The organism is Mycolicibacterium holsaticum DSM 44478 = JCM 12374 (assembly GCF_019645835.1).
In the GTDB taxonomy this organism is placed as follows: domain Bacteria; phylum Actinomycetota; class Actinomycetes; order Mycobacteriales; family Mycobacteriaceae; genus Mycobacterium; species Mycobacterium holsaticum.
In genome coordinates, this window is the sequence record NZ_CP080998.1 from 4146155 (window position 1) to 4170499 (window position 24345).

The 24345-nt window shown below is 68.0% G+C and carries 20 protein-coding genes, 2 pseudogenes and 1 riboswitch; of the genes and pseudogenes, 11 read left to right on the plus strand and 11 right to left on the minus strand.

The window, feature by feature from the left end; genetic code table 11:
- Nucleotides 1–3 precede the first annotated feature (3 nt).
- Nucleotides 4–1758 carry a succinate dehydrogenase flavoprotein subunit gene (gene sdhA, locus K3U96_RS19970; RefSeq protein WP_220690859.1) on the plus strand — a complete coding sequence of 585 codons (1755 nt, stop codon included), beginning with the start codon at nucleotides 4–6 and terminating at the stop codon, nucleotides 1756–1758.
- On the plus strand, nucleotides 1758–2537 hold the full coding sequence (locus tag K3U96_RS19975; protein WP_069407316.1) for a succinate dehydrogenase iron-sulfur subunit: 780 nt from the start codon (nucleotides 1758–1760) through the stop codon (nucleotides 2535–2537). Before sdhA ends, K3U96_RS19975 begins: the two co-directional genes overlap by 1 nt.
- A 54-nt stretch (nucleotides 2538–2591) precedes the next feature.
- Here K3U96_RS19975 and K3U96_RS19980 read toward each other — a convergent pair whose 3' ends face one another.
- The 4 genes and pseudogenes from K3U96_RS19980 to K3U96_RS19995 all read right to left on the minus strand — a co-directional run bounded on the left by K3U96_RS19980 (nucleotide 2592) and on the right by K3U96_RS19995 (nucleotide 6112).
- Nucleotides 2592–3725, minus strand: a complete 1134-nt coding sequence (locus tag K3U96_RS19980; protein WP_220690860.1) for a BTAD domain-containing putative transcriptional regulator — start codon at nucleotides 3723–3725, stop codon at nucleotides 2592–2594.
- Nucleotides 3726–3806: 81 nt separating this feature from the next.
- Nucleotides 3807–4070, minus strand: a complete 264-nt coding sequence (locus K3U96_RS19985) for a hypothetical protein (protein ID WP_220690861.1) — start codon at nucleotides 4068–4070, stop codon at nucleotides 3807–3809.
- Between the two features lie 379 nt (nucleotides 4071–4449).
- Nucleotides 4450–5292 (minus strand): annotated as a pseudogene (locus K3U96_RS19990) (serine/threonine-protein kinase); the annotation flags it as partial.
- Nucleotides 5293–5434: 142 nt separating this feature from the next.
- Nucleotides 5435–6112 (minus strand): cysteine peptidase family C39 domain-containing protein, encoded by a 678-nt coding sequence (locus K3U96_RS19995; RefSeq protein ID WP_069407313.1) that lies wholly within the window; start codon nucleotides 6110–6112, stop codon nucleotides 5435–5437.
- Nucleotides 6113–6290: 178 nt separating this feature from the next.
- Between K3U96_RS19995 and K3U96_RS20000 the strand changes: the two are divergent.
- Nucleotides 6291–6932 (plus strand): annotated as a pseudogene (locus tag K3U96_RS20000) (carboxymuconolactone decarboxylase family protein); the annotation flags it as partial.
- On the opposite strand, the gene K3U96_RS20005 reads toward K3U96_RS20000, so the two are convergent.
- Nucleotides 6871–7806: a sigma-70 family RNA polymerase sigma factor gene (locus K3U96_RS20005; protein WP_220690863.1), complete on the minus strand. Its 936-nt coding sequence runs from the start codon at nucleotides 7804–7806 to the stop codon at nucleotides 6871–6873. The pseudogene K3U96_RS20000 and the gene K3U96_RS20005 sit on opposite strands and share 62 nt — an antisense overlap.
- 40 nt (nucleotides 7807–7846) lie before the next feature.
- Nucleotides 7847–9322 (minus strand): aminobutyraldehyde dehydrogenase, encoded by a 1476-nt coding sequence (locus tag K3U96_RS20010; RefSeq protein ID WP_220690864.1) that lies wholly within the window; start codon nucleotides 9320–9322, stop codon nucleotides 7847–7849.
- A gap of 122 nt (nucleotides 9323–9444) precedes the next feature.
- On the opposite strand from K3U96_RS20010, the gene K3U96_RS20015 reads away from it, so the two are divergent.
- The 5 genes from K3U96_RS20015 to K3U96_RS20035 all read left to right on the plus strand — a co-directional run bounded on the left by K3U96_RS20015 (nucleotide 9445) and on the right by K3U96_RS20035 (nucleotide 14126).
- Nucleotides 9445–9966: an Lrp/AsnC family transcriptional regulator gene (locus tag K3U96_RS20015; RefSeq protein ID WP_220690865.1), complete on the plus strand. Its 522-nt coding sequence runs from the start codon at nucleotides 9445–9447 to the stop codon at nucleotides 9964–9966.
- Nucleotides 9963–11348, plus strand: coding sequence for an aspartate aminotransferase family protein (locus K3U96_RS20020; protein WP_220690866.1), 1386 nt, complete (start codon nucleotides 9963–9965; stop codon nucleotides 11346–11348). Before K3U96_RS20015 ends, K3U96_RS20020 begins: the two co-directional genes overlap by 4 nt.
- 22 nt (nucleotides 11349–11370) lie before the next feature.
- Complete coding sequence (locus K3U96_RS20025) at nucleotides 11371–12387, plus strand: SMP-30/gluconolactonase/LRE family protein (RefSeq protein ID WP_220690867.1); 1017 nt, start codon at nucleotides 11371–11373, stop codon at nucleotides 12385–12387.
- Nucleotides 12388–12562: 175 nt separating this feature from the next.
- Entirely contained in the window at nucleotides 12563–13789 is a 1227-nt protein-coding gene (locus K3U96_RS20030) for a D-alanyl-D-alanine carboxypeptidase family protein (protein WP_220690868.1), read from the plus strand.
- 19 nt (nucleotides 13790–13808) lie between these two features.
- Nucleotides 13809–14126, plus strand: a complete 318-nt coding sequence (locus tag K3U96_RS20035) for a DMT family transporter (protein WP_069407499.1) — start codon at nucleotides 13809–13811, stop codon at nucleotides 14124–14126.
- Here K3U96_RS20035 and yhjD read toward each other — a convergent pair.
- The 3 genes from yhjD to K3U96_RS20050 all read right to left on the minus strand — a co-directional run bounded on the left by yhjD (nucleotide 14123) and on the right by K3U96_RS20050 (nucleotide 17091).
- Nucleotides 14123–15163 carry an inner membrane protein YhjD gene (yhjD, locus tag K3U96_RS20040; protein ID WP_220690869.1) on the minus strand — a complete coding sequence of 347 codons (1041 nt, stop codon included), beginning with the start codon at nucleotides 15161–15163 and terminating at the stop codon, nucleotides 14123–14125. The genes K3U96_RS20035 and yhjD overlap by 4 nt on opposite strands.
- Nucleotides 15164–15177: 14 nt before the next feature.
- On the minus strand, nucleotides 15178–16206 hold the full coding sequence (gene trpS / locus K3U96_RS20045; RefSeq protein WP_220690870.1) for a tryptophan--tRNA ligase: 1029 nt from the start codon (nucleotides 16204–16206) through the stop codon (nucleotides 15178–15180).
- A 90-nt stretch (nucleotides 16207–16296) separates the two neighbouring features.
- Complete coding sequence (locus K3U96_RS20050) at nucleotides 16297–17091, minus strand: exodeoxyribonuclease III (protein WP_220690871.1); 795 nt, start codon at nucleotides 17089–17091, stop codon at nucleotides 16297–16299.
- Nucleotides 17092–17150: 59 nt separating this feature from the next.
- Here K3U96_RS20050 and K3U96_RS20055 point away from each other — a divergent pair, with 59 nt between their 5' ends.
- The gene (locus tag K3U96_RS20055) at nucleotides 17151–17984 is read left to right on the plus strand and encodes an epoxide hydrolase EphH (protein WP_069407502.1); all 834 of its coding nucleotides are present in this window, start codon (nucleotides 17151–17153) and stop codon (nucleotides 17982–17984) included.
- On the opposite strand, the gene K3U96_RS20060 is transcribed toward K3U96_RS20055, so the two are convergent.
- Nucleotides 17981–19201, minus strand: coding sequence for an NADP-dependent isocitrate dehydrogenase (locus tag K3U96_RS20060; protein ID WP_275085810.1), 1221 nt, complete (start codon nucleotides 19199–19201; stop codon nucleotides 17981–17983). The genes K3U96_RS20055 and K3U96_RS20060 overlap by 4 nt on opposite strands.
- A gap of 48 nt (nucleotides 19202–19249) precedes the next feature.
- Complete coding sequence (locus tag K3U96_RS20065; protein WP_220690873.1) at nucleotides 19250–21499, minus strand: NADP-dependent isocitrate dehydrogenase; 2250 nt, start codon at nucleotides 21497–21499, stop codon at nucleotides 19250–19252.
- Nucleotides 21500–21646: 147 nt separating this feature from the next.
- Nucleotides 21647–21768, plus strand: a riboswitch (SAM riboswitch).
- Between the two features lie 95 nt (nucleotides 21769–21863).
- Between K3U96_RS20065 and K3U96_RS20070 the strand changes: the two genes are divergently transcribed.
- Nucleotides 21864–23219 carry a bifunctional o-acetylhomoserine/o-acetylserine sulfhydrylase gene (locus K3U96_RS20070; protein WP_220690874.1) on the plus strand — a complete coding sequence of 452 codons (1356 nt, stop codon included), beginning with the start codon at nucleotides 21864–21866 and terminating at the stop codon, nucleotides 23217–23219.
- Nucleotides 23219–24340, plus strand: coding sequence for a homoserine O-acetyltransferase MetX (metX, locus tag K3U96_RS20075; RefSeq protein ID WP_220690875.1), 1122 nt, complete (start codon nucleotides 23219–23221; stop codon nucleotides 24338–24340). Before K3U96_RS20070 ends, metX begins: the two co-directional genes overlap by 1 nt.
- The last annotated feature ends 5 nt before the right edge of the window (nucleotides 24341–24345 follow it).

Sequence of the window (24345 nt, forward strand, 5' to 3'; positions counted from 1 at the left end):
CCAATGATTGTTGAACATCGCTACGACGTCGTCATCGTCGGCGCAGGCGGCGCGGGTATGCGCGCCGCAGTCGAGGCGGGCCCACGCGCGCGCACCGCGGTGCTGACCAAGCTGTACCCGACCCGCAGCCACACCGGCGCGGCGCAGGGCGGCATGTGCGCGGCGCTGGCCAACGTCGAAGAGGACAACTGGGAGTGGCACACCTTCGACACCGTCAAGGGCGGCGACTATCTCGCCGACCAGGACGCCGTGGAGATCATGTGCAGGGAAGCCATCGACGCGGTGCTGGACCTGGAGAAGATGGGGATGCCGTTCAACCGCACCCCCGAGGGCCGCATCGACCAGCGCCGCTTCGGCGGGCACACCCGCGATCACGGCAAGGCCCCGGTTCGCCGCGCCTGCTATGCCGCCGACCGCACCGGCCACATGATCCTGCAGACCCTATACCAGAACTGCGTCAAGCACGACGTCGAGTTCTTCAACGAGTTCTACGCGCTGGACATCGCGATCACCGAGACGCAGTCGGGTCCGGTGGCCACCGGCGTCGTCGCCTACGAACTGGCCACCGGTGACATCCACGTCTTCCACGCCAAGGCGATCGTGTTCGCCACCGGCGGTTCTGGCCGGATGTACAAGACCACCTCCAACGCCCACACGTTGACCGGCGACGGGCTGGGCATCGTGTTCCGTAAGGGACTTCCGTTGGAGGACATGGAATTTCACCAGTTCCATCCGACGGGCCTGGCCGGCCTGGGCATTTTGATCTCCGAGGCGGTGCGCGGTGAGGGCGGTCGGCTGCTCAACGGTGAGGGCGAGCGGTTCATGGAGCGCTACGCGCCGACGATCGTCGATTTGGCCCCCCGCGACATCGTCGCGCGCTCGATGGTGCTCGAGGTGCTCGAGGGCCGCGGCGCCGGGCCGAACAAGGACTACGTCTACATCGACGTGCGCCATCTGGGCGCCGACGTGCTCGAGGCCAAGCTGCCCGACATCACCGAGTTCGCCCGCACCTATCTGGGGGTGGACCCGGTCACCGAGCTGGTGCCGGTCTATCCGACCTGTCACTACGTGATGGGCGGCATCCCGACCACCGTCAACGGGCAGGTGCTGCGCGACAACACCACCCCGCTGCCGGGGCTGTACGCCGCCGGGGAGTGCGCGTGTGTTTCGGTGCACGGCGCCAACCGGCTGGGCACCAACTCGCTGCTGGACATCAACGTGTTCGGCCGTCGCGCGGGCATCGCCGCGGCCAACTACGCGCTGGGCCACGACCACGTCGACCTGCCTGCGGACCCGGCGGGCATGGTCGTCGGCTGGGTCGGTCACGTCCTCTCCGAGCACGGCAACGAGCGCGTCGCCGATATCCGCGGCGCGCTGCAGCAGTCGATGGACAACAACGCCGCGGTGTTCCGCACCGAGGAGACGCTCAAGCAGGCGCTGACCGACATCCACGCCCTCAAGGAGCGCTACAGCCGGATCACGGTGCACGACAAGGGCAAACGTTACAACAGTGACCTGCTCGAAGCGATCGAGCTGGGTTTCCTTCTGGAGCTGGCCGAGGTCACCGTCGTGGGTGCGTTGAACCGCAAGGAATCCCGCGGCGGCCACGCCCGCGAGGACTACCCCAACCGCGACGACACCAACTACCTGCGCCACACGATGGCCTACAAACAGGGCACCGAACTGCTCTCCGACATCCGGTTGGACTACAAGCCGGTGGTACAGACGCGATATGAGCCGATGGAACGGAAGTACTGATGACCGTTACTCCTGACGTGCAGACCAGGGATCCGGAGCTGCCGCCGGTGCCTGAGGGCTCGGTGATGGTGACGTTGAAGATCGCACGGTTCAACCCGGAGGACCCCGACGCGGCGGGCTGGCAGAGCTTCCGGGTGCCGTGCCTGCCCACCGACCGGCTGCTGAACCTGCTGCACTACGTCAAGTGGTACCTCGACGGCACGCTGACGTTCCGGCGGTCCTGCGCGCACGGGGTGTGCGGTTCGGATGCCATGCGCATCAACGGTGTGAACCGGTTGGCGTGCAAGGTGCTGATGCGTGACATGCTGCCGAAGAACCCGAAGAAGCAGCTGACCATCACCATCGAGCCGATCCGCGGCCTGCCCGTGGAGAAGGATCTCGTGGTGGACATGGAGCCGTTCTTCGATGCCTACCGCGCGATCAAGCCGTACCTGATGACCAGCGGCAATCCCCCGACGCGGGAACGCATCCAGAGCCAGACCGACCGTGCCCGCTACGACGACACCACCAAATGCATCCTGTGCGCGTGCTGCACGACGAGTTGCCCGGTGTACTGGTCGGAGGGGTCCTATTTCGGACCCGCCGCCATCGTCAACGCGCACCGGTTCATCTTCGACAGCCGCGACGAGGGTGCCGCCGAGCGCCTCGACATCCTCAACGAGGTGGACGGGGTGTGGCGGTGTCGCACCACGTTCAACTGCACCGAATCCTGCCCGCGCGGTATCCAGGTCACCCAGGCGATCCAGGAGGTCAAGCGCGCGTTGATGTTCGCGCGCTAACCGTTGCGATTTCGGTGTAGTTCGTCACGCTGAGGTTGACCAACTACACCGAAATCACCCGGTGGCGAGTTCGAAGGTGAACGTGTGCCCGCAGATGCCGATCGGGTCACCGGGGGTCAACGGCGCACTGCCGCGAATCCGGCTGTGGCGCAGCCAGACCCCGTTGGCAGAGCGCAGGTCGCTGAGCACCCAGCCGGATCCGGTGTCGATGATCGCCGCGTGGTGTCGGCTGACCCTGGCGTCGTCGATGACGATGTCGTTGTCGGGCAGCCGGCCGATACGGGTGGCGACCTCCTGCAGGGGGTGGCGCTGCCCCGACGCGTCGACCAACCACGCCGAGGTGGTGGCGCCGTCGACCTTTGTGCGTTGGTCCAGCACGGTTTCGGCGGCGACGGCCGCGCTCTGCGCCGACCGCTGGGCATCGAGGGGTTGCTGACGCAGGACGCGCTCGTAGAGCCCCTGCACGGTGGGTCCGGGGTCGATGCCGAGGTCGTCGGCAAGCGCAACCTTCAGCCGCCGATACGCCTCGAGCGCATCGGACTGCCGCTCGGCGAGGTAGTAGGCGGTTATCAGCTGGGCCCACAGCGGTTCTCGGTACGGATGCTCGGTCGTCAACTTCTCCAGGTCGCCGATCACGTCGGCCGCGCGGCCGCAGGCGAGTTCGGCCTCGGCCAGGGCAGTGACCACCGCCAGCCGTTCCTCCTCCAGCGCCGTGGCGAACGGGTCGACGAACGCGAAGTCGCGCAGGTCGTCGAGCACCGGGCCGCGCCACTGGCCCAGCGCGGCGCTCAGAAGACCGGCGGCCCGCTCGAAGTCACCCGTCGCCGCGGCGTGCACCCCGGCGGCCTTCTGCGCGCCGAATCGACCGATGTCGCAATCCTGCTCGGCGACCGCGAGTCGGTATCCCGGCGGTGCGCTGGCCAGCATCGCCTGCGGTTCGACCCCGGCCCCGCCGATGGTCTTGCGAAGGTTGGAGACATACGAGTACAGGCTGGCCCGCGCGGCGGCCGGCGCCGACTCACCCCACACCGCGCCGATCAGCGTGTCGACGCCGACGGCGCGATTGCGGTTGATGACCAACATCGCCAGCACCGCACGTTGTTTGGGGGTTCCGGCCGAGACGTCGATCCCGTCGATGGACATCTGCAACGGTCCCAACACCCCGAAACCGACACCAGAGCCAGCCATCGCCAGTGCATCGCCCTTTCCCTCGAAGGGCTAACGGTAACCTCAATCCCCGGGCCGGGAACGTGATTTCGCGCTAGCCGCTCACGCGGTGTTGACCCACCAGTCGTAGAGGCGGCTCAGGTCGGTGCCCGCGGCGCTGCCGAGAAGCAGGTCGGCGGTCCTCGTCCAGACGATGTCGGCGGTGCCGTCGAACGCGCCGCACGCCAGCGACCCTTCGGCGTCGTCGCTGCCGTCGTCGTAGTTCCAGTTGGTCGGCGAGTCATCGGCGCCGGGGCAGGCGGTGAGCACGTCGTCGGCGATGACGGACTGGAACTGGTTTTCCAGCGTGTCGGGGTCACCGAACAACGCGTAGAACGCCGAGCCGTGCCCATCGTCCGTCGAGGCCGGCGCGCAGTCGACCGCCGCGAGCGCATCGCTCCACAGCTTGTTCGGCGTGCATGCCGCCGAATCGGGGACCAGGCTGAGCAGCTTGCGTTCGTGGGGGGTCAGCGCGGCGGTGGTCTCGATCGGCGCGCGTGGGCCGCGCGCCACGGTGCGGGTGATCGTCAGTGTCTCCGACATCCCCGATGCGTTGCCCGGTGACCGGGCGACCAGCCACGTGACGACGCCCGCCAGGGCCACGACCACCACCAGCGCCGCCGCGCCCCCGATGACCAGCGGCCGCCGCCGGCCGCGTGGTGGCGGTGGGGCGAACGCGGCCGCCGCGACCGGGGTAAGCCGAACTGTCGGGCGGACCCACTGCGGCCTCGGCGGCGCGGGCCAGTTCACCGGCGCTGGCGTAGCGGTCCTCGGCCCGCTTGGCCATTCCCTTCTCGACGACGGCGTCGAAGGCCGGCGGGACACCCGGTCGCACCTGGCTGGGCCGCGGCGCCGGCTGGATCAGGTGCGCGGTGATCAGCATGCTGAGGCTGTCGGTCCGGTAGGGCTGCGATCCGGTCAGGCACTGATGCAGCACGCAGGCCAGCGCGTAGATGTCGGCGCGGTAGGTGACCGGGTCGCTGCTGAAGCGCTCGGGCGCCATGTAGGCGTATGTGCCTATCGCGGTGCCCTTCTCGGTGAGCGTGTGGTCGGTGGCCGCGCTGGCGATGCCGAAGTCGACCAAGTAGGCAAAGCCGTCGCGGGTGACCAGGATGTTCTCCGGCTTGACGTCGCGGTGCATGACACCGGCATCGTGGGCCGCGTCCAGGGCCGCCGCGATCTGACGGACCAGCCCGACCGCCTGCGCGGGCGGCATGGGCCCGGTGCGCTGCAGCGTGGTTCGCAAATCGATGCCGTCGATCAGGCGCATGTCGACGAAGAGGTGCCCGTCGATCTCGCCGTAGTCGTGGACCGGCACCACGTGCGGTTCCTGGAGCTTGCCTGCGGACCGGGCCTCACGCTGCAGCCGTTCGCGGAACACCGGGTCGCCCGACAACGCGTCGGGCAGCAGCTTCAACGCGACGACGCGGCCCTTGACGGTGTCCTCGGCCTCGTAGACCTCACCCATGCCGCCGCGGCCGATCAGCCGCTTGATCAGGTACGGCCCGAACCGCGAGCCCACCCGCGAGTGCTGCGGGGTGTCGTCCATTGCCACTCTCCTCGAGCCCGCATCGTGTCGGATGGTGGGCGGGGTCCCCTCCTTGGCTGGTTGAAAACGGTACTACCTGTGGCGGCGGATACGCCGATGGCGGGCGGCCCGGCCGGGCTGCCCGCCATCGCGTCCAAGCGGCTCACGCGGCGACCAGGGCCACCACCATGTCATGGTCGCTGGCCTGCCAGGCCCGCTCGAAGGTGGCGATGGAGACCTGCTCGTCGGCGCCGTCCTCGGTTCCGCTGTCGTTGAGGTGCACGACGCCGGCGTCGGTGTCGATCGCGGTGACCACGAGATCGTGGTTTCCGATGCTGCGATCGCCGTCGATGTCCCAGATCGTCTCGGCGTTGACGCCGGCGATCACCTTGTGACCGGCGGCGAGCGCGATTGCCAACGAGGTCAACCCCGTCGGCACGCCGACCTCGTCGGCGACGTCGTCGTCGGTGTAGACCGAGTGGATACCATAGTGCGCCAACAGAATCGGCAGATCGCGCGAATCGGTGCCGCGTCCCGAGTCCGGGTCGTCGGGGTCGCTCGGCGGCAGGTAGACCGGGCCGTCGTGGTGCGCGCTGGGCGTCACCCCGGCCAGGTGCACGATCTCGGGTTCGGACGGCTGCCGCCCGGTCAACTGGCCCACCACGTCAGCGGTGGCCATCAACGAGCAATCGTCGAGGTTCTGCTGCACCCAGTACTGGGCGGCGTCGACGGGGTCCCCGTACACGGTCGCCGCGGCGATGCCGCCGGACAAGCCGAGGGCCGCGGCCCCGATCAGCGCGGCGATCACCGCCGCGCGCACCATCTTGCGGAACTTCGTCATGAGCTTTCCCCTTCTTCCGGTGCGCCTCGGCGGCGCGTGGTCTGGAAGAAGGTTCAGGCTGACCCCTTGAGGGATTCTTGGAGAGTTCTCAACGCCGCCTTTTCGCCGCCGAATGTGACGTTTGGGCGAAATCCACCCGCACTTTCGCGCCCGTTTGTCCCTTTGGGCGGAAAAGGTGTCACACGTCGGCAGGCTGCCTCGTCTAACGGATATGACCGAGAACGCACAGAAGACCCGCATCGAACCCGTGGCCCCGAAGCAGGCCTCGCTGCTGACCAGAATCTTCTACCGGGTCGCCAGGCGGCGCTTCGGCGAGGTGCCCGAACCGTTCGCCGTGGCCGCGCACCATCCGCGGCTGATGGTGGCCAACGCCGTGCACGAGAGCATGCTGCAGTCGGGCTCCAAGAAGCTGCCCGTCAGCGTGCGGGAACTCGCGGTGTTCTGGACCGCGCGCACCGTCGGCTGCTCGTGGTGCGTGGACTTCGGCTCGATGCTGCAACGCCTCGACGGCCTCGACGTCGACCGACTCAAGCACATCGACAGCTACGCCACCTCGCCGCTGTTCAGCGACGACGAGCGGGCCGCGATCGCCTACGCCGACGCCATGACCACTGACCCGCACACCATCACCGACGAACAGGTCGACGACCTCAAACGCCGATTCGGCGACGCCGGGGTGGTCGAGCTGACCTATCAGATCGGGGTGGAGAACATGCGGGCGCGCATGTACTCCGCGCTCGGCATCACCGAGCAGGGTTTCAACTCTGGGGATGCGTGCCGGGTGCCGTGGGCGACGGACGAACCAGCGGCGAACCGGTGAACTTGTCGGGGTTGGCGATATCCCATATGGCGCAGACCTTTCCATCGCGCACCGTTATCGCCGTCACGCGCGGCATCAGTTCCGGGTGGCCGTCGGCCGCAGGGATCCCGGAGCTGTAGATGCCGAGCTGACCGTTGACCAGCGCCAGCTGATTGGACGACAGCCAGCCCGGCCCGTAGCGGCGCGCCAGCCCGAACAGGAACCGCGCCACCTTGTCGGGGCCGTGGATGACGCGGGCCGCGGTGGGGGCTCTGCGGTTGGAGTCACCGGTGAAGGTGACCTCTGGATGGAGCAGGCGCACAACGGCTTCCATGTCGCCTGCGGCCAGCGCGGCCATCAGCGCCCCGGCCACCTCGTTGTGCGTGTCGTCGGTCACCGGGGCGGGCGCGGCCGCCACGGTCCGCCGTGACCGCGACGCGAGTTGGCGCGCTGAGGCGACGCTGACCCCGAGCACGTCGGCGATCTCGGCGAACGGCAGCCCGAAGCCGTCGTGCAGCACGAACGCCACCCGCTGGTCGGGGGTGAGACGCTCCAGCACCACCATCGCCGCGAACCGGGCGTCCTCGCCGGCCACGACGGTCGCCAGCGGATCCGATCCGTCCAACGGGGTGACGACCGGCTCGGGCAGCCACTCGCCGAAGTACATCTCGCGCCGGTGCGCGGCCGAACGCAACCGGTCCAGGCTGAGCCGGCTGACCACCGTCGTCAGCCAGGCCCGCAGATCGTAGATGTCGTCCTCGGCCCGGTTCCAGCGCAGCCACGCATCCTGCACGACGTCCTCGGCGTCGGCGACGGTTCCGGTGAGCCGGTAGGCCACAGCCAGCAGGTGCGGTCGTAGGTCCTCGAACTCGTCGACCCGCGTGCTCGCGGTCATGAGCTGAGTTTACCCCTTGCCCAGTCGCTTCTCGACCCCATCAGCGTTTGGTGAAAACCGTTCGGTGCCAAGCCTTGTCGGCGACCCCGGTGATGTCGCTCATGACGTGCTTGACGGTCAGGTACTCCTCGAGCGAGTAATCGCTCATGTCCTTGCCGAAGCCCGAGGCGCCGACGCCGCCGTGGGGCATCTCGCTGATGATCGGGATGTGGTCGTTGATCCACACGCAACCCGCCTTGATCTCCCGTGCTGCCCGCTCCGCCCGATACACATCACGGGTCCACGCCGAGGCCGCCAACCCGTAGGCGGTGTCGTTGGCCTGCCTCAGCGCGTCGTCGTCGTCGGTGCAGGCACGCACCGTCAGCACCGGGCCGAAGATCTCGTCGCGGTAGACCTCCGACTGTTCGCCGACGCCGGCGATCAGCGTCGGCAGGTAGAAACACCCCGGGCGCTCTGGCGCGGCGCCGCCGGTGACGATGCGCCCGCCCTGACTGGGCGCCCGCGCCACCATGCCGGCGACCTTCGCCCGGTGCGCCGTCGAGATCAGCGGGCCAAGGTCGGTGTCGGGGTCGCCGGGGTCACCGACGACCACCTTGCCCATCACCTCGGCGACCCCGGCGACGAAGTCGTCGTAGAGGTCGGCGGCCACGATCGCGCGCGTGGCGGCCGTGCAGTCCTGGCCGGTGTTGATCAGCGCGGCGGCCACCGCACCCGGGATCGCGGCGTCCAGATCGGCGTCGTCGAACACCACGAACGGGGCCTTGCCACCCAGTTCGAGCTGCACGCGGTGCCCGTGTGCGGCCGCGGCGGCCATCACCGTGCGCCCAACCGCGGTGGATCCGGTGAACGTGACCATGTCGACCCCGGAGTGGCCGGCCAGCGCGGCCCCGACGTCGGGTCCCGCGCCGGTCACGACGTTGAAGACGCCGTCGGGCAGTCCCGCCTCGGTGGCCAACCGGGCCAGCGTGAGCGTCGTCAGCGGGGTCAGCTCGCTGGGTTTGATCACCACGGTGCAGCCGGCGGCCAAGGCGGGCAACACTTTCCACACCGCCATCTGCAACGGATAGTTCCACGGCGTGATGGTCGCGACGACGCCGACGGCCTCCCGCCGGATGCTCGAAGTGTGCTCAGCGGAGTACTCGGCGCTGGCCTTTCCCTCGAGATGACGTGCGGCACCGGCGAAGAAGTCGATGTTGTCGAGGCTGCCGGGCACGTCGAACTCGGCAGCCAACCGCACCGGCTTGCCGGTTTGGCTGACCTCTTCGGCCACCAGATGCTCGGCATGCTCGCCCGCCAGCCGCGCCAACGCGGCCAGCACCGCCGACCGCTGCGCAGGCGTCGCGCCCGCCCACCCGGGCATGCTCGCCCGCGCCGCAGCCACCGCGGTGTCGACGTCGGCGGGCGCAGCCGACGCGTACCCGGCGACCGGCCGGCCGGTGGCCGGGTTGAGAACCTGATGCGCCCGGCCGCCGGTTACCACCGGCGCCCCCACCATCCAGCTACCCGCGACGTTCATGGGCCAACGCTAACCGACGTCGCGCACGCCAGCTACGCATTACAACCGCAAAAGCCACCCGTCACGCGTGATTTCATAGCCCTGGTTGCTTGCCACGACGGATTCCGTGCACAATCTTGGGCATGGCTACCCCGGGTCCCGTGCACGGCGCCGGACCGGCGTCGTTCCGGGTCAACCAGTCCCGCCCTGGTGCGGCGTTTCAGCTCGACGAGCTCTCGAAGCAGATCATCGAGAAGCTGCAGGAAGACGGTCGTCGCTCGTATGCGGGCATCGGCAAGGCGGTCGGGCTGTCGGAGGCCGCGGTCCGCCAGCGCGTCCAGCGCATGGTCGACGCGGGCGTCATGCAGATCGTCGCGGTCACCGACCCGATGCAGTTGGGTTTCGCGCGTCAGGCCATGATCGGCATCCGCTGCACGGGCGACACCACCAAGGTGGCCGAGAAGTTGGCCGCCGTCGACTCGGTCGACTACGTGGTGCTGACTGCCGGCTCGTTCGACGTGATCGTCGAAGTCGTGTGCGCCGACGACGACGACCTGCTCGATCTGCTCAACACCCAGATCCGCGCCCTGCCGGGCGTTCTCTCCACCGAGACGCTCGTCTACCTGAAGTTGGTCAAACAACAATATGACTGGGGGACCAGGTGACCGACATCGATACCGCACAAGGGCTTTCGGCTGCACTCGGCGCCAAAGCCGACCGTCACCTGTGGGGCCACTTCGCTCGGCACGGCGCCGGTATCACCCCGCCCATCATCACCCGCGGCGAGGGTGTCACGATCTGGGACAGCAACGGCAAGAGCTACATCGACGGACTGTCAGGACTTTTCGTCGTGCAGGTGGGCCACGGCCGCCAGGAACTGGCCGAGGCCGCGGCCAAGCAGGCCGAGCAGCTGGCGTTCTTTCCGCTGTGGTCCTACGCGACACCGACCGCGATCGAACTGGCCGAACGGGTGGCCAATTACGCGCCGGGCGACCTGAACCGGGTGTTCTTCACCACCGGCGGCGGTGAAGCGGTCGAGTCGGCGTGGAAGCTGGCCAAGAACTACTTCAAGCTGACCGGCAAACCCGGTAAGCACAAGGTGGTTTCGCGAGCGGTGGCCTATCACGGCACACCGCAGGGCGCACTGGCGATCACCGGTCTGCCGGTGTTCAAAGCGCCGTTCGAGCCGCTGACCCCCGGCGGCTTCCGGGTACCCAACACCAACTTCTACCGCGCGCCTGCCCCGTATCGCGACGACGAGAAGGCCTTCGGGCAGTACTGCGCCGACCGCATCGCCGAAGCGATCGAGTTCGAGGGACCCGACACCGTAGCGGCCGTCTTCCTGGAACCTGTGCAGAACGCCGGCGGCTGTTTCCCGCCTCCGCCAGGTTATTTCGAGCGGGTCCGCGAGATCTGCGACGAGTACGACGTGCTGCTGGTGTCCGACGAGGTGATCTGCGCCTACGGGCGGATCGGCTCGATGTTCGCCTGTGACGACTTCGGCTATGTACCCGACATCATCACCTGCGCAAAGGGTTTGACATCGGGCTACTCACCGATCGGTGCGATGATCGCCAGCGACCGGCTGTTCGAACCGTTCAACGACGGCAAGACGGTGTTCGCACACGGCTACACGTTCGGCGGCCACCCGGTCTCCTCGGTGGTCGCGCTGGCCAACCTCGACATCTTCGAACGCGAGGGCATCAACGATCACGTCAAGCACACCGCGCCGGCGCTGCGGGCCACGCTCGAGCAGCTCTACGACCTTCCGATCGTCGGCGACGTCCGCGGTGAGGGCTTCTTCTACGGCATCGAGCTGGTCAAGGACAAAGCCACCCGGGAGACGTTCAACGACGAGGAGTCCGAGCGGCTGCTGCGGGGCTTCTTGACGCCCGCGCTGTTCGAGGCGGGCCTGTACTGCCGGGCCGATGACCGCGGGGACCCGGTGGTGCAGCTCGCGCCGCCGCTGATCAGCGGGCAACAGGAGTTCGACGCCATCTACGAGATCCTGCGCGGGGTCCTCGCCGAAGCCAGCCGCCTGCTGTAGCCGACGCTGCCAGACTGGCAGCATGCCCGCCAACGCCGGACCGACCAAACCGCCGATCGACCCCGTCCGCTGGCAGCCCCCGCCGGTGGATCCGCTGCCGGACCTGCCGTCGGCGCCGCTGACCGTCGTCCCGGTGCCCGGCAACGCACCCGAAGACGTGGTGGTCGACACCGACGGCCATATCTGGACCGGCATCGACGACGGCCGCATCCTGCGCCTCTCCCCCGGCGGTGACGTGTCGGTGGTCACCGAGACCGGCGGTCGCCCGCTGGGGCTGGCCATGGGGCGCGACGACCGGCTGCTGGTGTGCGACAGCCCGCGTGGCCTGCTGGCCGTGGACCGGCGCAGCGGCGCGGTCGAGACGTTGGTCGACGAAGTCGACAACCGAAAGCTGCAATTCTGCTCCAATGCTGTCGAATTAGCCGATGGCACAATCATTTTCACCGAGTCCACCAGTGCGTTCACCTACGCCCACTATGTGGGGGCGATCCTGGAGGCGCGTGGGCGCGGCAGCCTGTTTCGGCGCGATCCCGACGGCACCGTGTTGACGGTGTTGTCGGGGCTGTATTTCGCCAACGGGGTGACGGCCACCGCGGACGGGTCGGCGCTGGTGTTCGCCGAGACGCAGGGCCGCTGCCTGTCGAAGCTGTGGCTCACCGGCCCCGACGCGGGCACGGTCACCCCGCTGGCGGTGAACCTTCCCGCGATGCCCGACAACCTGTCCACCGGCGCCGACGGGCGGATCTGGTGCGCCATGGTCACCCCGGTCAACGCGGTCGCCGAGCGGCTGGCCAAGGGTGCGCCGCTGCTGCGCAAGCTGGTGTGGCGGTTGCCCGAGGCGTTGCAGCCCAAGCCGGAGTCGACGGTGTGGGTGGTCGCGTTCGACCCGGACAGCGGTGAGGTGGTCGCCGGTCTGCGCACCGAGCATCCGGGGTTCGGCATGGTGACCGGCTTGGTGGAGGCCGACGGCCGGCTCTGGATGGGCAGCATCGGCGCACGCGCCGTCGCGTGGGCGGAGTTGTCGGCGCTCACCCTCTGACCCGAGCCACGCCCCCGCGCCGAGATCGACGGAATGGCGGGATTTACTCGACCTTTCCCGCCCGTTTGTCCCTTTGGGCGAGGAGCGGCGCCCACGACCCCGAGTCACATGAACCTCATCAGTCACAGCGCGCCTCCGGGCGATCGCGGGCTCGACGGCCTAATCTGCGCTCACGATGGCGAATTTTCGAACCGCGTCTCGGCGCGCTGTCGGCCTGGCAGCTGCCCTTTTCGTGCTGGTCAGCCCGGCGGTCGCGAGCGCTCAGCCACCGTCGGCGCCGGAAGGCACCACCTGCCCGTACCGCGAGACCACACCCCCGGCGGTCGACGCCTCCGAGGTCCCCAAGCCCGGCCAGGACCCACCCGCCCCGCTACCGGTGCCCGCCACCCCGCTCGGCGGTGACGCGCTCTCGGGGTGCGGGGTGATCACCGCGCCCGGCACACCGCCGCTGCCCAACGACGTCTCCGCCGAGGCATGGATCGTCGCCGACCTCGACACCGGCGATGTCATCGCGGCCAAGGACCCCCACGGCAGGCACCGGCCCGCCAGCGTCATCAAGGTGCTCACCGCGATGGCGGCCATCAAGGAACTCCCGATTCACCGGGTGGTGGCGGGCACCCCCGAAGACGCGGCCCAGGAAGGCACCAAGGTGGGCGTCGGACCCGAGGGGCACTACTCGGTCAACGACCTGCTGCACGGCCTGATGATGTACTCCGGCAACGACGCCGCCTACGCGCTGGCCACCCAGCTCGGCGGCTACGACGTCGCGCTGAACAAGCTCAACGACCTGGCCCGCAAGCTCGGCGGGCGCGACACCCGGGTGGCCAGCCCGTCCGGCCTGGACGGACCGGGCATGAGCACATCGGCCTACGACCTGGCCCTGTTCTACCGCTACGCCTGGCAGAACCCGGTGTTCGCCGACATCGTGTCCACCCGCAGCTTCGACTTCCCCGGCCGCGGCGACGTCGGCTATCCGATCGAGAACGACAACAAGCTGCTCAACAACTATCCCGGCGCGCTGGGCGGCAAGACCGGATACACCGATGACGCCGGCCAGACGTTCGTCGGCGCCGCCGACCGTGACGGGCGCCGCCTGGTCGCGGTGCTGCTGCGCGGCACCCGCCAGCCGATCGCCCCGTGGGAGCAGGCGGCGCACCTGCTGGACTACGGCTTCGCGACCCCGCCCGGCACCAAGGTGGGCACGCTGATCGAACCGGACCCCTCCCTGCTCGACCGCAAACCGGCCGCCGACACCGCTGCCGGGGTCAATGCCGCGCCCATGCTCTCCGACGTCGACGCCATGCCGGTGCGCGTCGGGGTGGCGGTCGTGGGGGCCATCATCGTGTTCAGTCTGATCATGGGCGCCCGGTCGTTGAACCGACGCCCCCAGCTCACCCGCTGATCCCTCGCGGAGGTGTTTCATGGCCTGGCTCATACTCATCGTCTCCGGTGCCTTCGAGGCGGTGTGGGCCGTTGCGCTGAGCAAATCGGAGGGGTTCAGCAAACCGGTACCGATCGCGATATTCGTTGTGGCGCTGATCATTTCGATGGGCGGGTTGGGCATCGCGCTGCGCGACCTGCCGGTCGGCACGGGCTACGCGGTATGGGTGGGCGTCGGCGCGGCGCTCACCGTCGTTTACTCGCTGGCGACCGGGGCCGAAAGCGCCTCACCGATCAAGGTGGCCTTGTTGCTGGGCATCGTGGGGTGTGTGGTCGGCCTGCAACTCGTCAGCAGTTAGCGCCGCATCAACCGCGAAAGGCTCAGCGCGCCAACGGCGCCCAGTAAGGCAGCAGTCAACGCACCGGTAAGCCCCACCCCCTCGCGGACCTGCACCCGCGGGGCGATCAACGCGCGCCCGGGCGGCTCGACCGGCGCGGGCTGCATGTTGTCGGTCGCCGTCGCCGCCCACGCCGTCGTGAACAGGATCAGCCGCGCGGTGATGTAGGCGAACACCATCAGCCCCAGCACTGGGCCGAACGTCGCACCCGCCGGACCGGTGACCACCGAGCGCAAGTAGATCGACGCCACCAGTTTGAACACCTCGAACGCCGCCGCCGCCAAGAACCCGGCCCGCAGCGCGCTGCGAAAGCTCACCGACTCCCGTGGCAGCCGCGCGATGATCCACGAGAACAGCATCCAGCTGATCAGCAACGAGAAAAGCACGGAGACGATCCGCAACGCCACGCCGACACCCGGAACATGCTCCAACCCAACCCATTCCAGAACTTTATGCATCGGGCCCGAGTTGCCCAGCGCGGTCAGCGCGACGGTGACGGCCACGGCGATGAACAGACCGAGGATCGCGAACAGATCCGACGCCTTGGTGCGCACAAACCCTTTCGAGTTCTGCCGCTGCAGACCCCACATCTGGCTCAGCGCCTCACGCAGGTTGGCCATCCAGCCCAGCCCCGCCCACGCGGCGGTGGCCAGGCCGATGATGCCGACCGAGGTGCGCGAGGCGATCGCCGACTCCATCAGGTCGACCAACTGGTTGCCGACATCGCCGGTCACCGACGACCGGATCCGGTCCTCGACTTGGGCGAGCAGATCTGGCTGGCGCACAAGGATGAAGCCGCCGACCGCGAATCCCACCATCAGCAACGGGAACAGCGCGAAGACGGTGAAGTAGGTGATGCCCGCCGCGTAGAAGTCGCCCTTGCTGGCCTGGTAGCGCTGCTGGGCGCGCATGACGTGGTCGAACCAGGGGTACCGGGCCCGCATCCGGTCGATGACGCCAGGCTTGTCCGGCTCGGTCGCCGTGTCTTGCTGGGCCATCGATGTCTCCCGCTTCAAGGACGTGGCTGCAAGAATCCCAGCCGGTCGTATACCCGCTGCAACGTCGTTGCAGACACCTCGCGCGCGCGCTGCGCGCCGGCCGCGAGCACCGCTTCCAGTTCGGCCGGATCGGCGAGGAGTTCGTCGACGCGGGCCTTGAGCGGGGTGACGAATTCGACGACGGCCTCGGCGGTGTCGGCCTTCAGGTCGCCGTATCCGCGGCCGGCGTAGCCCTCGACGAGCTTGTCGACGTCGGTGCCGGTGACCGCGGACTGGATGGTCAGCAGGTTGGAGACACCCGGCTTGGCGTCGGGGTCGTAACGCACTTCGCGTTCGCTGTCGGTGACCGCCGAGCGGATCTTCTTGGCCGAGACCTTCGGGTCGTCGAGCAGGTTGATCAGGCCGGCCTCGGTGGCCGCCGACTTGCTCATCTTGGCGGTCGGGTCGGCCAGGTCGTAGATCTTGGCGGTGGCCTTCGGGATCAGCACGTCGGGGATGACGAACGTGGCGGGAAAGCGCGCGTTGAACCGTTGCGCGACATCGCGTGCCAGCTCGAGGTGCTGGCGCTGATCCTCGCCGACGGGCACCAGGTTGGTGTCGTAGAGCAACACGTCGGCGGCCATCAGCACCGGGTAGGTGAACAGCCCGACGGTGGTGGCCTCGCTGCCCTGCCGCTGCGACTTGTCCTTGAACTGCGTCATCCGCGATGCCTGCCCGAACCCGGTGAAACATCCCAGCGCCCAGGCCAGTTCGGTGTGCGCGGGGACGTGGCTCTGCACGAAGATCGTCGAGCGTGCCGGGTCGATGCCCAACGCCAGGTACTGCGCGGCGACCGCGAGCGTGCGTCTGCGCAGCTGCTCGGGGTCCTGCGGGACGGTGATCGCGTGCAGGTCGACGACACAGAAGAACGCGTCGAACTCGTCCTGCATCCCCACCCACTGCCGGACCGCGCCGAGGGCGTTGCCGAGGTGCAGGGAGTCCGATGTGGGTTGCACGCCGGAAAAGACCCGCTTTTCCGGCGCGGCGGCGCGCTCGTTGCTCATGGTGGCCCGATCATTTCACACCGGCCGAACGTCGACTTGACACACGTTGTGCCGCGCTGGGCGTGCGACAAACCCCACACTCGCTTGGAGCTAACCGCGGTATTCGACGGTCACCGGCGCGTGGTCGGACCACCGCAGCGCGTACGCCGCGGCGCGCTCCACCCGCGCCGCCACCGCCCGCGCGGCCAACGTCGGCGTCGCCAGCTGGTAGTCGATGCGCCAGCCGGCGTCGTTGTCGAACGCCCGCCCGCGCCACGACCACCACGAGTACGGCCCGGCCATGTCGGGGTGCAGCACGCGGACCACGTCGACCCAGCCGGCGTCCAGCAGTTCGGTCAGCCATTGCCGCTCGCTGGGCAGAAAGCCCGACTTCTTGAGGTTGCCCTTCCAATTCTTGATGTCGTTTTCGGTGTGCGCGATGTTCCAGTCCCCGCACACCACCGCGTGGCGGTCGGCCAGCTCGGCCATCCGTTTGGCCAGCACGGTGAGGAAGCGTTCCTTTTCCAGCTGACGGTCGGTTTCGGCTTCGCCGGTCTGCACGTAGACGCTGGCCACGGTCGTTCCTGCGACGTCGACCTCGAGATAGCGTCCGTGCGTTGAGAACTCGTCACACTCCAGTGGCCGCGCCGCGGTGATCGGCAGGCGGGAGAGCACCGCGACGCCGCTGCGGCCCTTGAGGTGGGGTTCGGCCGACGCCAGGTGCCAGCCGTCGGCCAGCGCCGGCGCCAGCGCCGCGGCCACCTGGTCGTCGTCGGCACGGGTCTCCTGCAGGCAGACCACGTCGGCGCGGGTGGCGGCGAGCCAGGCCAGCAGCCCGAGGTTGTCCGGCGAGCGTTGCCTCACCGCGGCGCGGATCCCGTTGACGTTGACGGTGCTGACGATCACGGACCGACCATAGCCTCGAACCTTGCGGTACCGGCGGTATCGCCTTTAGTGTCGGCAGGATGACTGAGCGCGCTCCGATTCACCTCGGCTCCGGCGAACCGATGCTTTTGCTACATCCGTTCATGATGTCGCAAAACGTGTGGAAAGACGTCGCACCGATGATTGCCGACACCGGCCGTTACGAGGTGTACGCGCCCACGATGCCCGGTCACAACGGCGGGGTGAAGGGCCGCTTCTTCCTCGACACCGTCGAGCTCGCTGACGATATGGAACGCCGCATGGACGCCCTGGGCTGGGACACCGCCCACATCGTGGGCAACTCCCTTGGCGGCTGGGTGGCGTTCGAGCTGGAACGTCGCGGCAGGGCCCGCACACTCACCGGGATCGCCCCCGCGGGCGGCTGGAGCCGCTTCACCCCCGCCAAGTTCGAGATCGTGTTCAAGTTCGTCGCCGGCCTGCCGGTCTGGTTGGGCGCCAAGGCGCTGGGGCCGCGCGCGCTGCGCCTACCGTTCGTGCGCCAGCTGGCTTTCGTGCCGGTCAGCGCCGACCCGAGCGGGCTCACCGACGAGGACCTGCTGGTCATCATCGACGATGTCACCCACTGCCCGGCCTACTACCAGCTGCTGGTCAAGGCGCTGTTGCTGCCGGGACTGCGGGAGCTGGCCGACGCCGACGCGCCCATCCACCTGGTGATCTGCGAGAAGGACCGGGTGCTGCCGCACCCCCGGTTCACCCGGCACTTCACCGAGCACCTGCCGAAAAGCGCCCAGATCACCCATCTCGACGGCGTGGGGCACATCCCGATGTTCGAGGCGCCGCGACGGGTCGCCGACGTGATCGTCGAGTTCGTCGACCGCCACCTCGCGCCGCCGCGCCGCGCCGTCGCCGACTAAGCCGCGAGTTCGGTGCGCAGGTTCTCGGCGATCGACTCGAGGAACACCTCGGTGGTCTGCCACTGCTGCTCCGGCCCGATCAGCAGGGCGAGGTCCTTGGTCATCTGACCGCCCTCGACGGTGCCGATCACCACCTCTTCGAGCGTTTCGGCGAACTCGATCACCGCGGGGGTGTTGTCCAGCTTGCCGCGGTGCGCCAGCCCGCGGGTCCAGGCGAAGATCGAGGCGATCGGGTTGGTCGACGTCGGCTTGCCCTGCTGGTACTGGCGGTAGTGCCGGGTGACGGTGCCGTGCGCGGCCTCGGCCTCCACGGTCTTGCCGTCCGGGGTCAAGAGCACCGACGTCATCAACCCCAGCGAGCCGAAACCCTGTGCCACCGTGTCGGATTGCACGTCACCGTCGTAGTTCTTGCAGGCCCACACGTAGCCGCCCTCCCACTTGAGGCTGGCCGCCACCATGTCGTCGATCAGGCGGTGCTCGTAGGTGAGCCCTTCGGCGTCGAACTGCTCTTTGTACTCCTCGTCGAAGATGCGGGCGAACTCGTCTTTGAACATCCCGTCGTAACCCTTGAGGATGGTGTTCTTCGTCGACAGGTACACCGGAAACTTCTGCTGCAGCCCGTAGTTGAATGACGCCCGCGCGAAGTCCTGGATCGACTGGCGGAAGTTGTACATCCCCATGATGACGCCGCCGCCCTCGGGGATGGCCACCACGTCGTGCACCATCGGCGCGCTGCCGTCGTCGGGGGTGAACGTGACGGTGAACGTGCCCGGCCGGTCCACCTTGGTGTTGAACGCGCGGTACTGGTCGCCGAACGCGTGCCGGCCGATGATGATCGGCTTGGTCCACCCCGGCACCAGCCGCGGCACATTCTTGATCACGATCGGGGCACGGAAGATGGTGCCGCCCAGGATGTTCCGGATGGTTCCGTTGGGCGACTGCCACATCTTCTTCAGACCGAACTCCTCGACGCGGGCTTCGTCGGGCGTGATCGTCGCGCACTTGACCCCGACGCCGTGGCGTCTGATCGCCTCGGCCGCCTCGATCGTGACCCGGTCGTCGGTGGCGTCGCGGTTCTCGATGCCGAGGTCGTAGTAGTCCAGGTCGATGTCGAGGTAGGGGTAGATGAACGTGTCCTTGATGAGCTTCCAGATGATGCGGGTCATCTCGTCGCCATCGAGTTCGACTACCGTGCCTTCGACCTTGACCTTCGACATGCGGGTCACACTACAAGCCGGGCCTGCGGGGCACCGGATCAGCTTGGGCTACTGAGCAGTAACGGACTGCGCGGACTCCAGCGTCGCGTTGAGGGTCTTGCTCGGCCGCATCACCGCGGTGGTCTTGTCCCAGTCGGGATAGTAGTAACCGCCGATGTCGACCGGATTGCCTTGCACCTCGGCGAGTTCGGTGACGATGGTGTCTTCGTTCTTGGCGAGCTCGTCGGCCAACGCCGCGAAGTGTTCGGCCAGTTCCTTGTCCTCGGTCTGCGCGGCCAGTTCCTGCGCCCAGTACATCGCGAGGTAGAACTGGCTGCCGCGGTTGTCGAGTTCACCGGTCTTGCGGGACGGGCTCTTGTTGTTGTCCAGCAGCTTGCCGATCGCGGAGTCCAGCGTCTTGCCGAGCAGGGCCGCGGACTTGTTGTCGGTCTTGCGGCCCAGATCCTCGAAACATGCACCGATCGCGAGGAACTCGCCCAGCGAATCCCACCGCAGATGGTTCTCCTCGACCAGCTGCTTGACATGCTTGGGCGCCGAACCGCCCGCACCGGTCTCATACATCCCGCCGCCTGCCATCAGCGGCACGATCGACAGCATCTTGGCGCTGGTGCCCAGCTCCAGGATCGGGAACAGGTCGGTCAGGTAGTCGCGCAGGATGTTGCCGGTCGCGGCGATAGTGTCCTGGCCGCGGATCAGCCGCTCGAGCGTGTAGCGCATCGCCCACACCTGCGGCATCACCTGGATGTGCAAGCCCTCGGTGTCGTGCTCGGCGAGGTAGGCCTTGACCTTCTTGCGCAGCTCGACCTCGTGCGGGCGTTCGGTGTCCAGCCAGAACAGCACCGTCATCCCGGAGGCCCGCCCACGGTTGACGGCCAGCTTCACCCAGTCCTGGATCGCGGCGTCCTTGACGATCGGCATGCGCCAGATGTCGCCGGTTTCCACGTTCTGGGTCAGCAGCACCTCACCGGTGTCGACGTCGACGATGTCGGCGACGCCGGCCTCGGGGATCTCGAAGGTCTTGTCGTGGCTGCCGTACTCCTCGGCCTTCTGCGCCATCAGCCCGACGTTGGGCACCGTGCCCATGGTCGTCGGATCGAACTGGCCGTGGGTCTTACAGAAGTTGATCATCTCCTGATAGATCCGGGAGAAGGTGGACTCGGGGTTGACCGCCTTGGTGTCCTTGGTGCGGCCGTCCGCGCCGTACATCTTGCCGCCCAGCCGGATCATCGCAGGCATCGACGCGTCCACGATCACGTCGGAGGGCGAGTGGAAGTTGGTGATCCCGCGCGCGGAGTCCACCATCGCCAACTCCGGACGATGCTCATGGCAGCGGTGCAGATCGTCGATGATCTCGTCGCGCTGCGACGCCGGCAGCGATTCGATCTTGTCGTAGAGGTCCGAGAGCCCGTTGTTGACGTTGACGCCGAGCTGGTCGAACAACTCCTGGTGCTTGGCCCACGCGTCCTTGTAGAAGGTCTTGACGGCATGGCCGAACACAATCGGGTGGCTGACCTTCATCATCGTCGCCTTGACGTGCAGCGAGAACATCACCCCGGTCTTGTAGGCGTCCTGCATCTGCTCTTCGTAGAACTCGCACAGCGCCTTTCGGCTCATGAACATGCTGTCGATGATGTCGCCCTCATCCAGGGCGACCTCGGGCTTGAGCACCAACGTTTCGCCGCCCTCGGTGTTGAGCACCATCTTGACCTTGCGCGGCCGGTCCAGCGTCAGCGACTTCTCGCCCGCGTAGAAGTCGCCGTGCCTCATCGTGGCCACGTGGGTGCGCGAGGCCTGCGACCACTCCCCCATGCTGTGCGGATGTTTGCGCGCGTACTCCTTGACCGCCTTGGGCGCCCGGCGGTCTGAGTTGCCCTCACGCAGAACGGGGTTCACGGCGCTGCCGAGGATCTTGGTGTAGCGGTCCTTGAGCGCCTTTTCCTCGTCGGTCTTGGGCTCTCCGGGGTAGTCCGGAATCGCGTACCCCTTGCCCTGCAGTTCCTTGATGGCGGCCAGCAGCTGCGGCACCGATGCGCTGATGTTGGGCAGCTTGATGATGTTGGTTTCGGGCAGTTGCGTCAGCTGGCCCAGCTCGCCGAGATTGTCGGGCACCCGCTGCTCTTCGGTCAGATAGTCGCCGAACTCCGCCAGGATGCGGGCGGCCACCGAGATGTCGCTGGTCTTGATCTCGATGCCGGCAGGTTCGGCAAAGGTGCGGATGATCGGCAGGAACGCGTAGGTCGCAAGCAGCGGCGCCTCGTCGGTCAGGGTGTAGATGATGGTTGGCTGCTGAGCACTCATGATCTCTCTTCCGGGCGTCACTATCGGTATCGGCGGGTGAAACGTCGGCCACCAGTATCTCGTTGACGTCGACGCTACGCGTGCCCACCTCCGTCGGGACGCCCACCTGGTGGCACTTTCTCGCCGCGATGGGATAAGCTTCTCCATGGTCATGAGCGCCAGCGTCAAGCCCCGGCTTGCTGGCCGGCAACCCTCCAACCGCGGTGGGGTGCCCCGGGTGATGACCAGGTTGAGTACCCACAGGTAAGTGGTACCGGCAAGCGCGGGTCCGTTGTGACGGGCCCCCAGAGCGACAGGTGGAGGTCCGGCGTGCGCAAGTGTCGCTGAACCCCGACCCCCGGCCACATCACAACAGGAGAATCCCTTGAGCACCGACAACCCGCTGGACGATCCCACCGCGCATTGGGCGTTTGAGACCAAGCAGGTGCACGCCGGCCAGACCCCGGACGGGGCGACCAACGCGCGGGCGCTGCCGATCTACCAGACCACCAGCTTCACGTTCGACAGCACCGAGCACGCCGCCGCGCTGTTCGGGCTGGCCGAGCCCGGCAACATCTACACCCGGATCATGAACCCCACCCAGGACGTCGTCGAACAGCGCATCGCGGCCCTGGAAGGCGGGGTGGCCGCACTGTTCCTGGCGTCCGGTCAGGCCGCATCGCACCTGGCGCTGCTCAACATCGCCGAGTCCGGTCACCACATCGTGGCCAGCCCGCGCCTGTACGGCGGCACCTACAACCTGTTCCACTACACGTTCCCCAAGATCGGCATCGACGTCAGCTTCGTGGAGGACCCCGACGACCTGGAGTCGTGGCGCGCCGCGGCCCGGCCGAACACCAAGGCGTTCTTCGCCGAGTCGATCTCCAACCCCCAGATAGACGTGCTTGACATTCCCGGTGTCTCCGCCGTCGCACACGACGCCGGTGTCCCGCTGATCGTCGACAACACCATCGCGACGCCGTACCTGCTTCAACCGATCAGCCACGGCGCCGACATCGTCGTGCACTCGGCGACCAAATACCTCGGCGGGCACGGTACGGCGATCGCGGGCGTCATCGTCGACGGCGGCACCTTCGACTGGACCAACGGCAACTTCCCCGGGTTCACCACGCCCGATCCCAGCTACCACGGCGTGGTGTACGCCGACCTGGGCGCGCCTGCGTTCGCGTTGAAGGCGCGGGTGCAGTTGCTGCGCGATCTCGGCTCGGCGGCCTCCCCGTTCAACGCGTTCCTGATCGCGCAGGGTCTGGAGACGCTGAGCTTGCGCGTCGAGCGGCACGTCGCCAACGCCCAACGCGTCGCGGAGTACCTGGCCGCACACGACGACGTCCTCTCGGTGAACTACGCCGGGCTGCCCAGCTCGCCGTGGCATGAGCTCGCAAAGAAGCTGACCCCCAAGGGAACCGGCGCGGTGCTGGCCTTCGAGCTGGCCGGCGGCGTGGACGCGGGGAAGGCGTTCGTCAACGCGCTGACCTTGCACAGCCACGTCGCCAACATCGGCGACGTGCGCTCGCTGGTGATCCACCCCGCCTCGACGACACATGCGCAGCTGTCCCCCGAGGAGCAGCTGGCCACCGGCGTCACCCCGGGTCTGGTGCGTCTCGCGGTCGGCATCGAGGGCATCGACGACATCCTGGCCGACCTCGAACGGGGTTTCGCCGCGGCCAAACCGTTCTCCACCGCGGGGCCGACGGACCCCAAGACCACGGCGGCGTTTTGATGACCGTCACTGACGTGGCAACCCGGACCCTGCCCGCCGAAGGAGAGATCGGCGTCGTCGACATCGGGCCGCTGACCCTGGAGTGCGGCGTCGTTCTCGACGACGTGCAGATCGCCGTGCAACGCTGGGGCGAACTGTCGCCCGAGCGCGACAACGTGGTGATGGTGCTGCACGCGCTGACCGGCGATTCACACATCACCGGCCCGGCCGGAGCCGACCACCCCACACCCGGCTGGTGGGACGGCATCGCCGGGTCCGGCGCGGCGATCGACACCGACCGCTGGTGCGCGGTGGCCACCAACGTGCTCGGCGGGTGCCGTGGTTCGACAGGTCCCAGCTCGCTGCATCCCGACGGAAAGCCTTGGGGCTCAAGGTTTCCCCACGTGACAGTGCGCGACCAGGTCGAGGCCGACATCGCTGCGCTCAAGGCGCTCGGCATCACCGAGGTGGCCGCGGTGATCGGTGGCTCGCTGGGCGGTGCCCGCGCGCTGGAGTGGATGGTCGGACACCCCGACAAGGTCCGCTCCGCGCTGCTGCTCGCGGTCGGCGCACGCGCCACCGCCGATCAGATCGGCACGCAGAGCACCCAGGTGGCCGCCATCAAAGCCGACCCGAACTGGTGCGGCGGCGACTACTACGACAGCGGGGCGTCCCCCGACGTCGGCATGAGTGTCGCGCGGCGCATCGCGCACCTGACATATCGCGGTGAGCTCGAACTCGACAACCGCTTCGCCAACGATCCCCAGGGCGTCGAAAACCCGCGCGCCGGCGGCCGCTACGCGGTGCAGAGCTACCTCGAGCACCAGGGCAACAAGCTGGTCGCGCGCTTCGACGCGGGCACCTACGTGGCGCTCACCGAATCGCTGTCCAGCCACGACGTGGGCCGCGGCCGCGGCGGCGTGGAGACCGCGCTGCGCGGCTGTCCGGTGCCGGCCGTGGTCGGCGGCATCACCTCGGACCGGCTCTATCCGCTGCGGCTGCAGGAGGAGCTGGCCGAACTGTTGCCGAACTGCGGCAGGCTGCAGGTCATCGATTCGATCTACGGCCACGACGGCTTCCTGGTCGAGATGGACGCGGTGGGCCAGCTGATCCGCCAGACGCTGGACCTCGCCGCGAAATGACGGCG

What these genes read in the sequence shown, in the direction of transcription:
- K3U96_RS20010 (WP_220690864.1), bottom strand. Translation starts at nt 9,322, where the DNA reads ATGAACGTCGCGGGTAGCTGGATGGTGGGGGCGCCGGTGGTAACCGGC.
- K3U96_RS20025 (WP_220690867.1), top strand. Translation starts at nt 11,371, where the DNA reads ATGCCCGCCAACGCCGGACCGACCAAACCGCCGATCGACCCCGTCCGC.
- K3U96_RS20035 (WP_069407499.1), top strand. Translation starts at nt 13,809, where the DNA reads ATGGCCTGGCTCATACTCATCGTCTCCGGTGCCTTCGAGGCGGTGTGG.
- K3U96_RS19995 (WP_069407313.1), bottom strand. Translation starts at nt 6,112, where the DNA reads ATGACGAAGTTCCGCAAGATGGTGCGCGCGGCGGTGATCGCCGCGCTG.
- metX (WP_220690875.1), top strand. Translation starts at nt 23,219, where the DNA reads ATGACCGTCACTGACGTGGCAACCCGGACCCTGCCCGCCGAAGGAGAG.
- K3U96_RS20060 (WP_275085810.1), bottom strand. Translation starts at nt 19,201, where the DNA reads ATGTCGAAGGTCAAGGTCGAAGGCACGGTAGTCGAACTCGATGGCGAC.
- K3U96_RS20065 (WP_220690873.1), bottom strand. Translation starts at nt 21,499, where the DNA reads ATGAGTGCTCAGCAGCCAACCATCATCTACACCCTGACCGACGAGGCG.
- sdhA (WP_220690859.1), top strand. Translation starts at nt 4, where the DNA reads ATGATTGTTGAACATCGCTACGACGTCGTCATCGTCGGCGCAGGCGGC.
- K3U96_RS20055 (WP_069407502.1), top strand. Translation starts at nt 17,151, where the DNA reads ATGACTGAGCGCGCTCCGATTCACCTCGGCTCCGGCGAACCGATGCTT.
- K3U96_RS19975 (WP_069407316.1), top strand. Translation starts at nt 1,758, where the DNA reads ATGACCGTTACTCCTGACGTGCAGACCAGGGATCCGGAGCTGCCGCCG.
- K3U96_RS19980 (WP_220690860.1), bottom strand. Translation starts at nt 3,725, where the DNA reads ATGGCTGGCTCTGGTGTCGGTTTCGGGGTGTTGGGACCGTTGCAGATG.
- K3U96_RS20015 (WP_220690865.1), top strand. Translation starts at nt 9,445, where the DNA reads ATGGCTACCCCGGGTCCCGTGCACGGCGCCGGACCGGCGTCGTTCCGG.
- yhjD (WP_220690869.1), bottom strand. Translation starts at nt 15,163, where the DNA reads ATGGCCCAGCAAGACACGGCGACCGAGCCGGACAAGCCTGGCGTCATC.
- K3U96_RS20030 (WP_220690868.1), top strand. Translation starts at nt 12,563, where the DNA reads ATGGCGAATTTTCGAACCGCGTCTCGGCGCGCTGTCGGCCTGGCAGCT.
- K3U96_RS20005 (WP_220690863.1), bottom strand. Translation starts at nt 7,806, where the DNA reads ATGACCGCGAGCACGCGGGTCGACGAGTTCGAGGACCTACGACCGCAC.
- trpS (WP_220690870.1), bottom strand. Translation starts at nt 16,206, where the DNA reads ATGAGCAACGAGCGCGCCGCCGCGCCGGAAAAGCGGGTCTTTTCCGGC.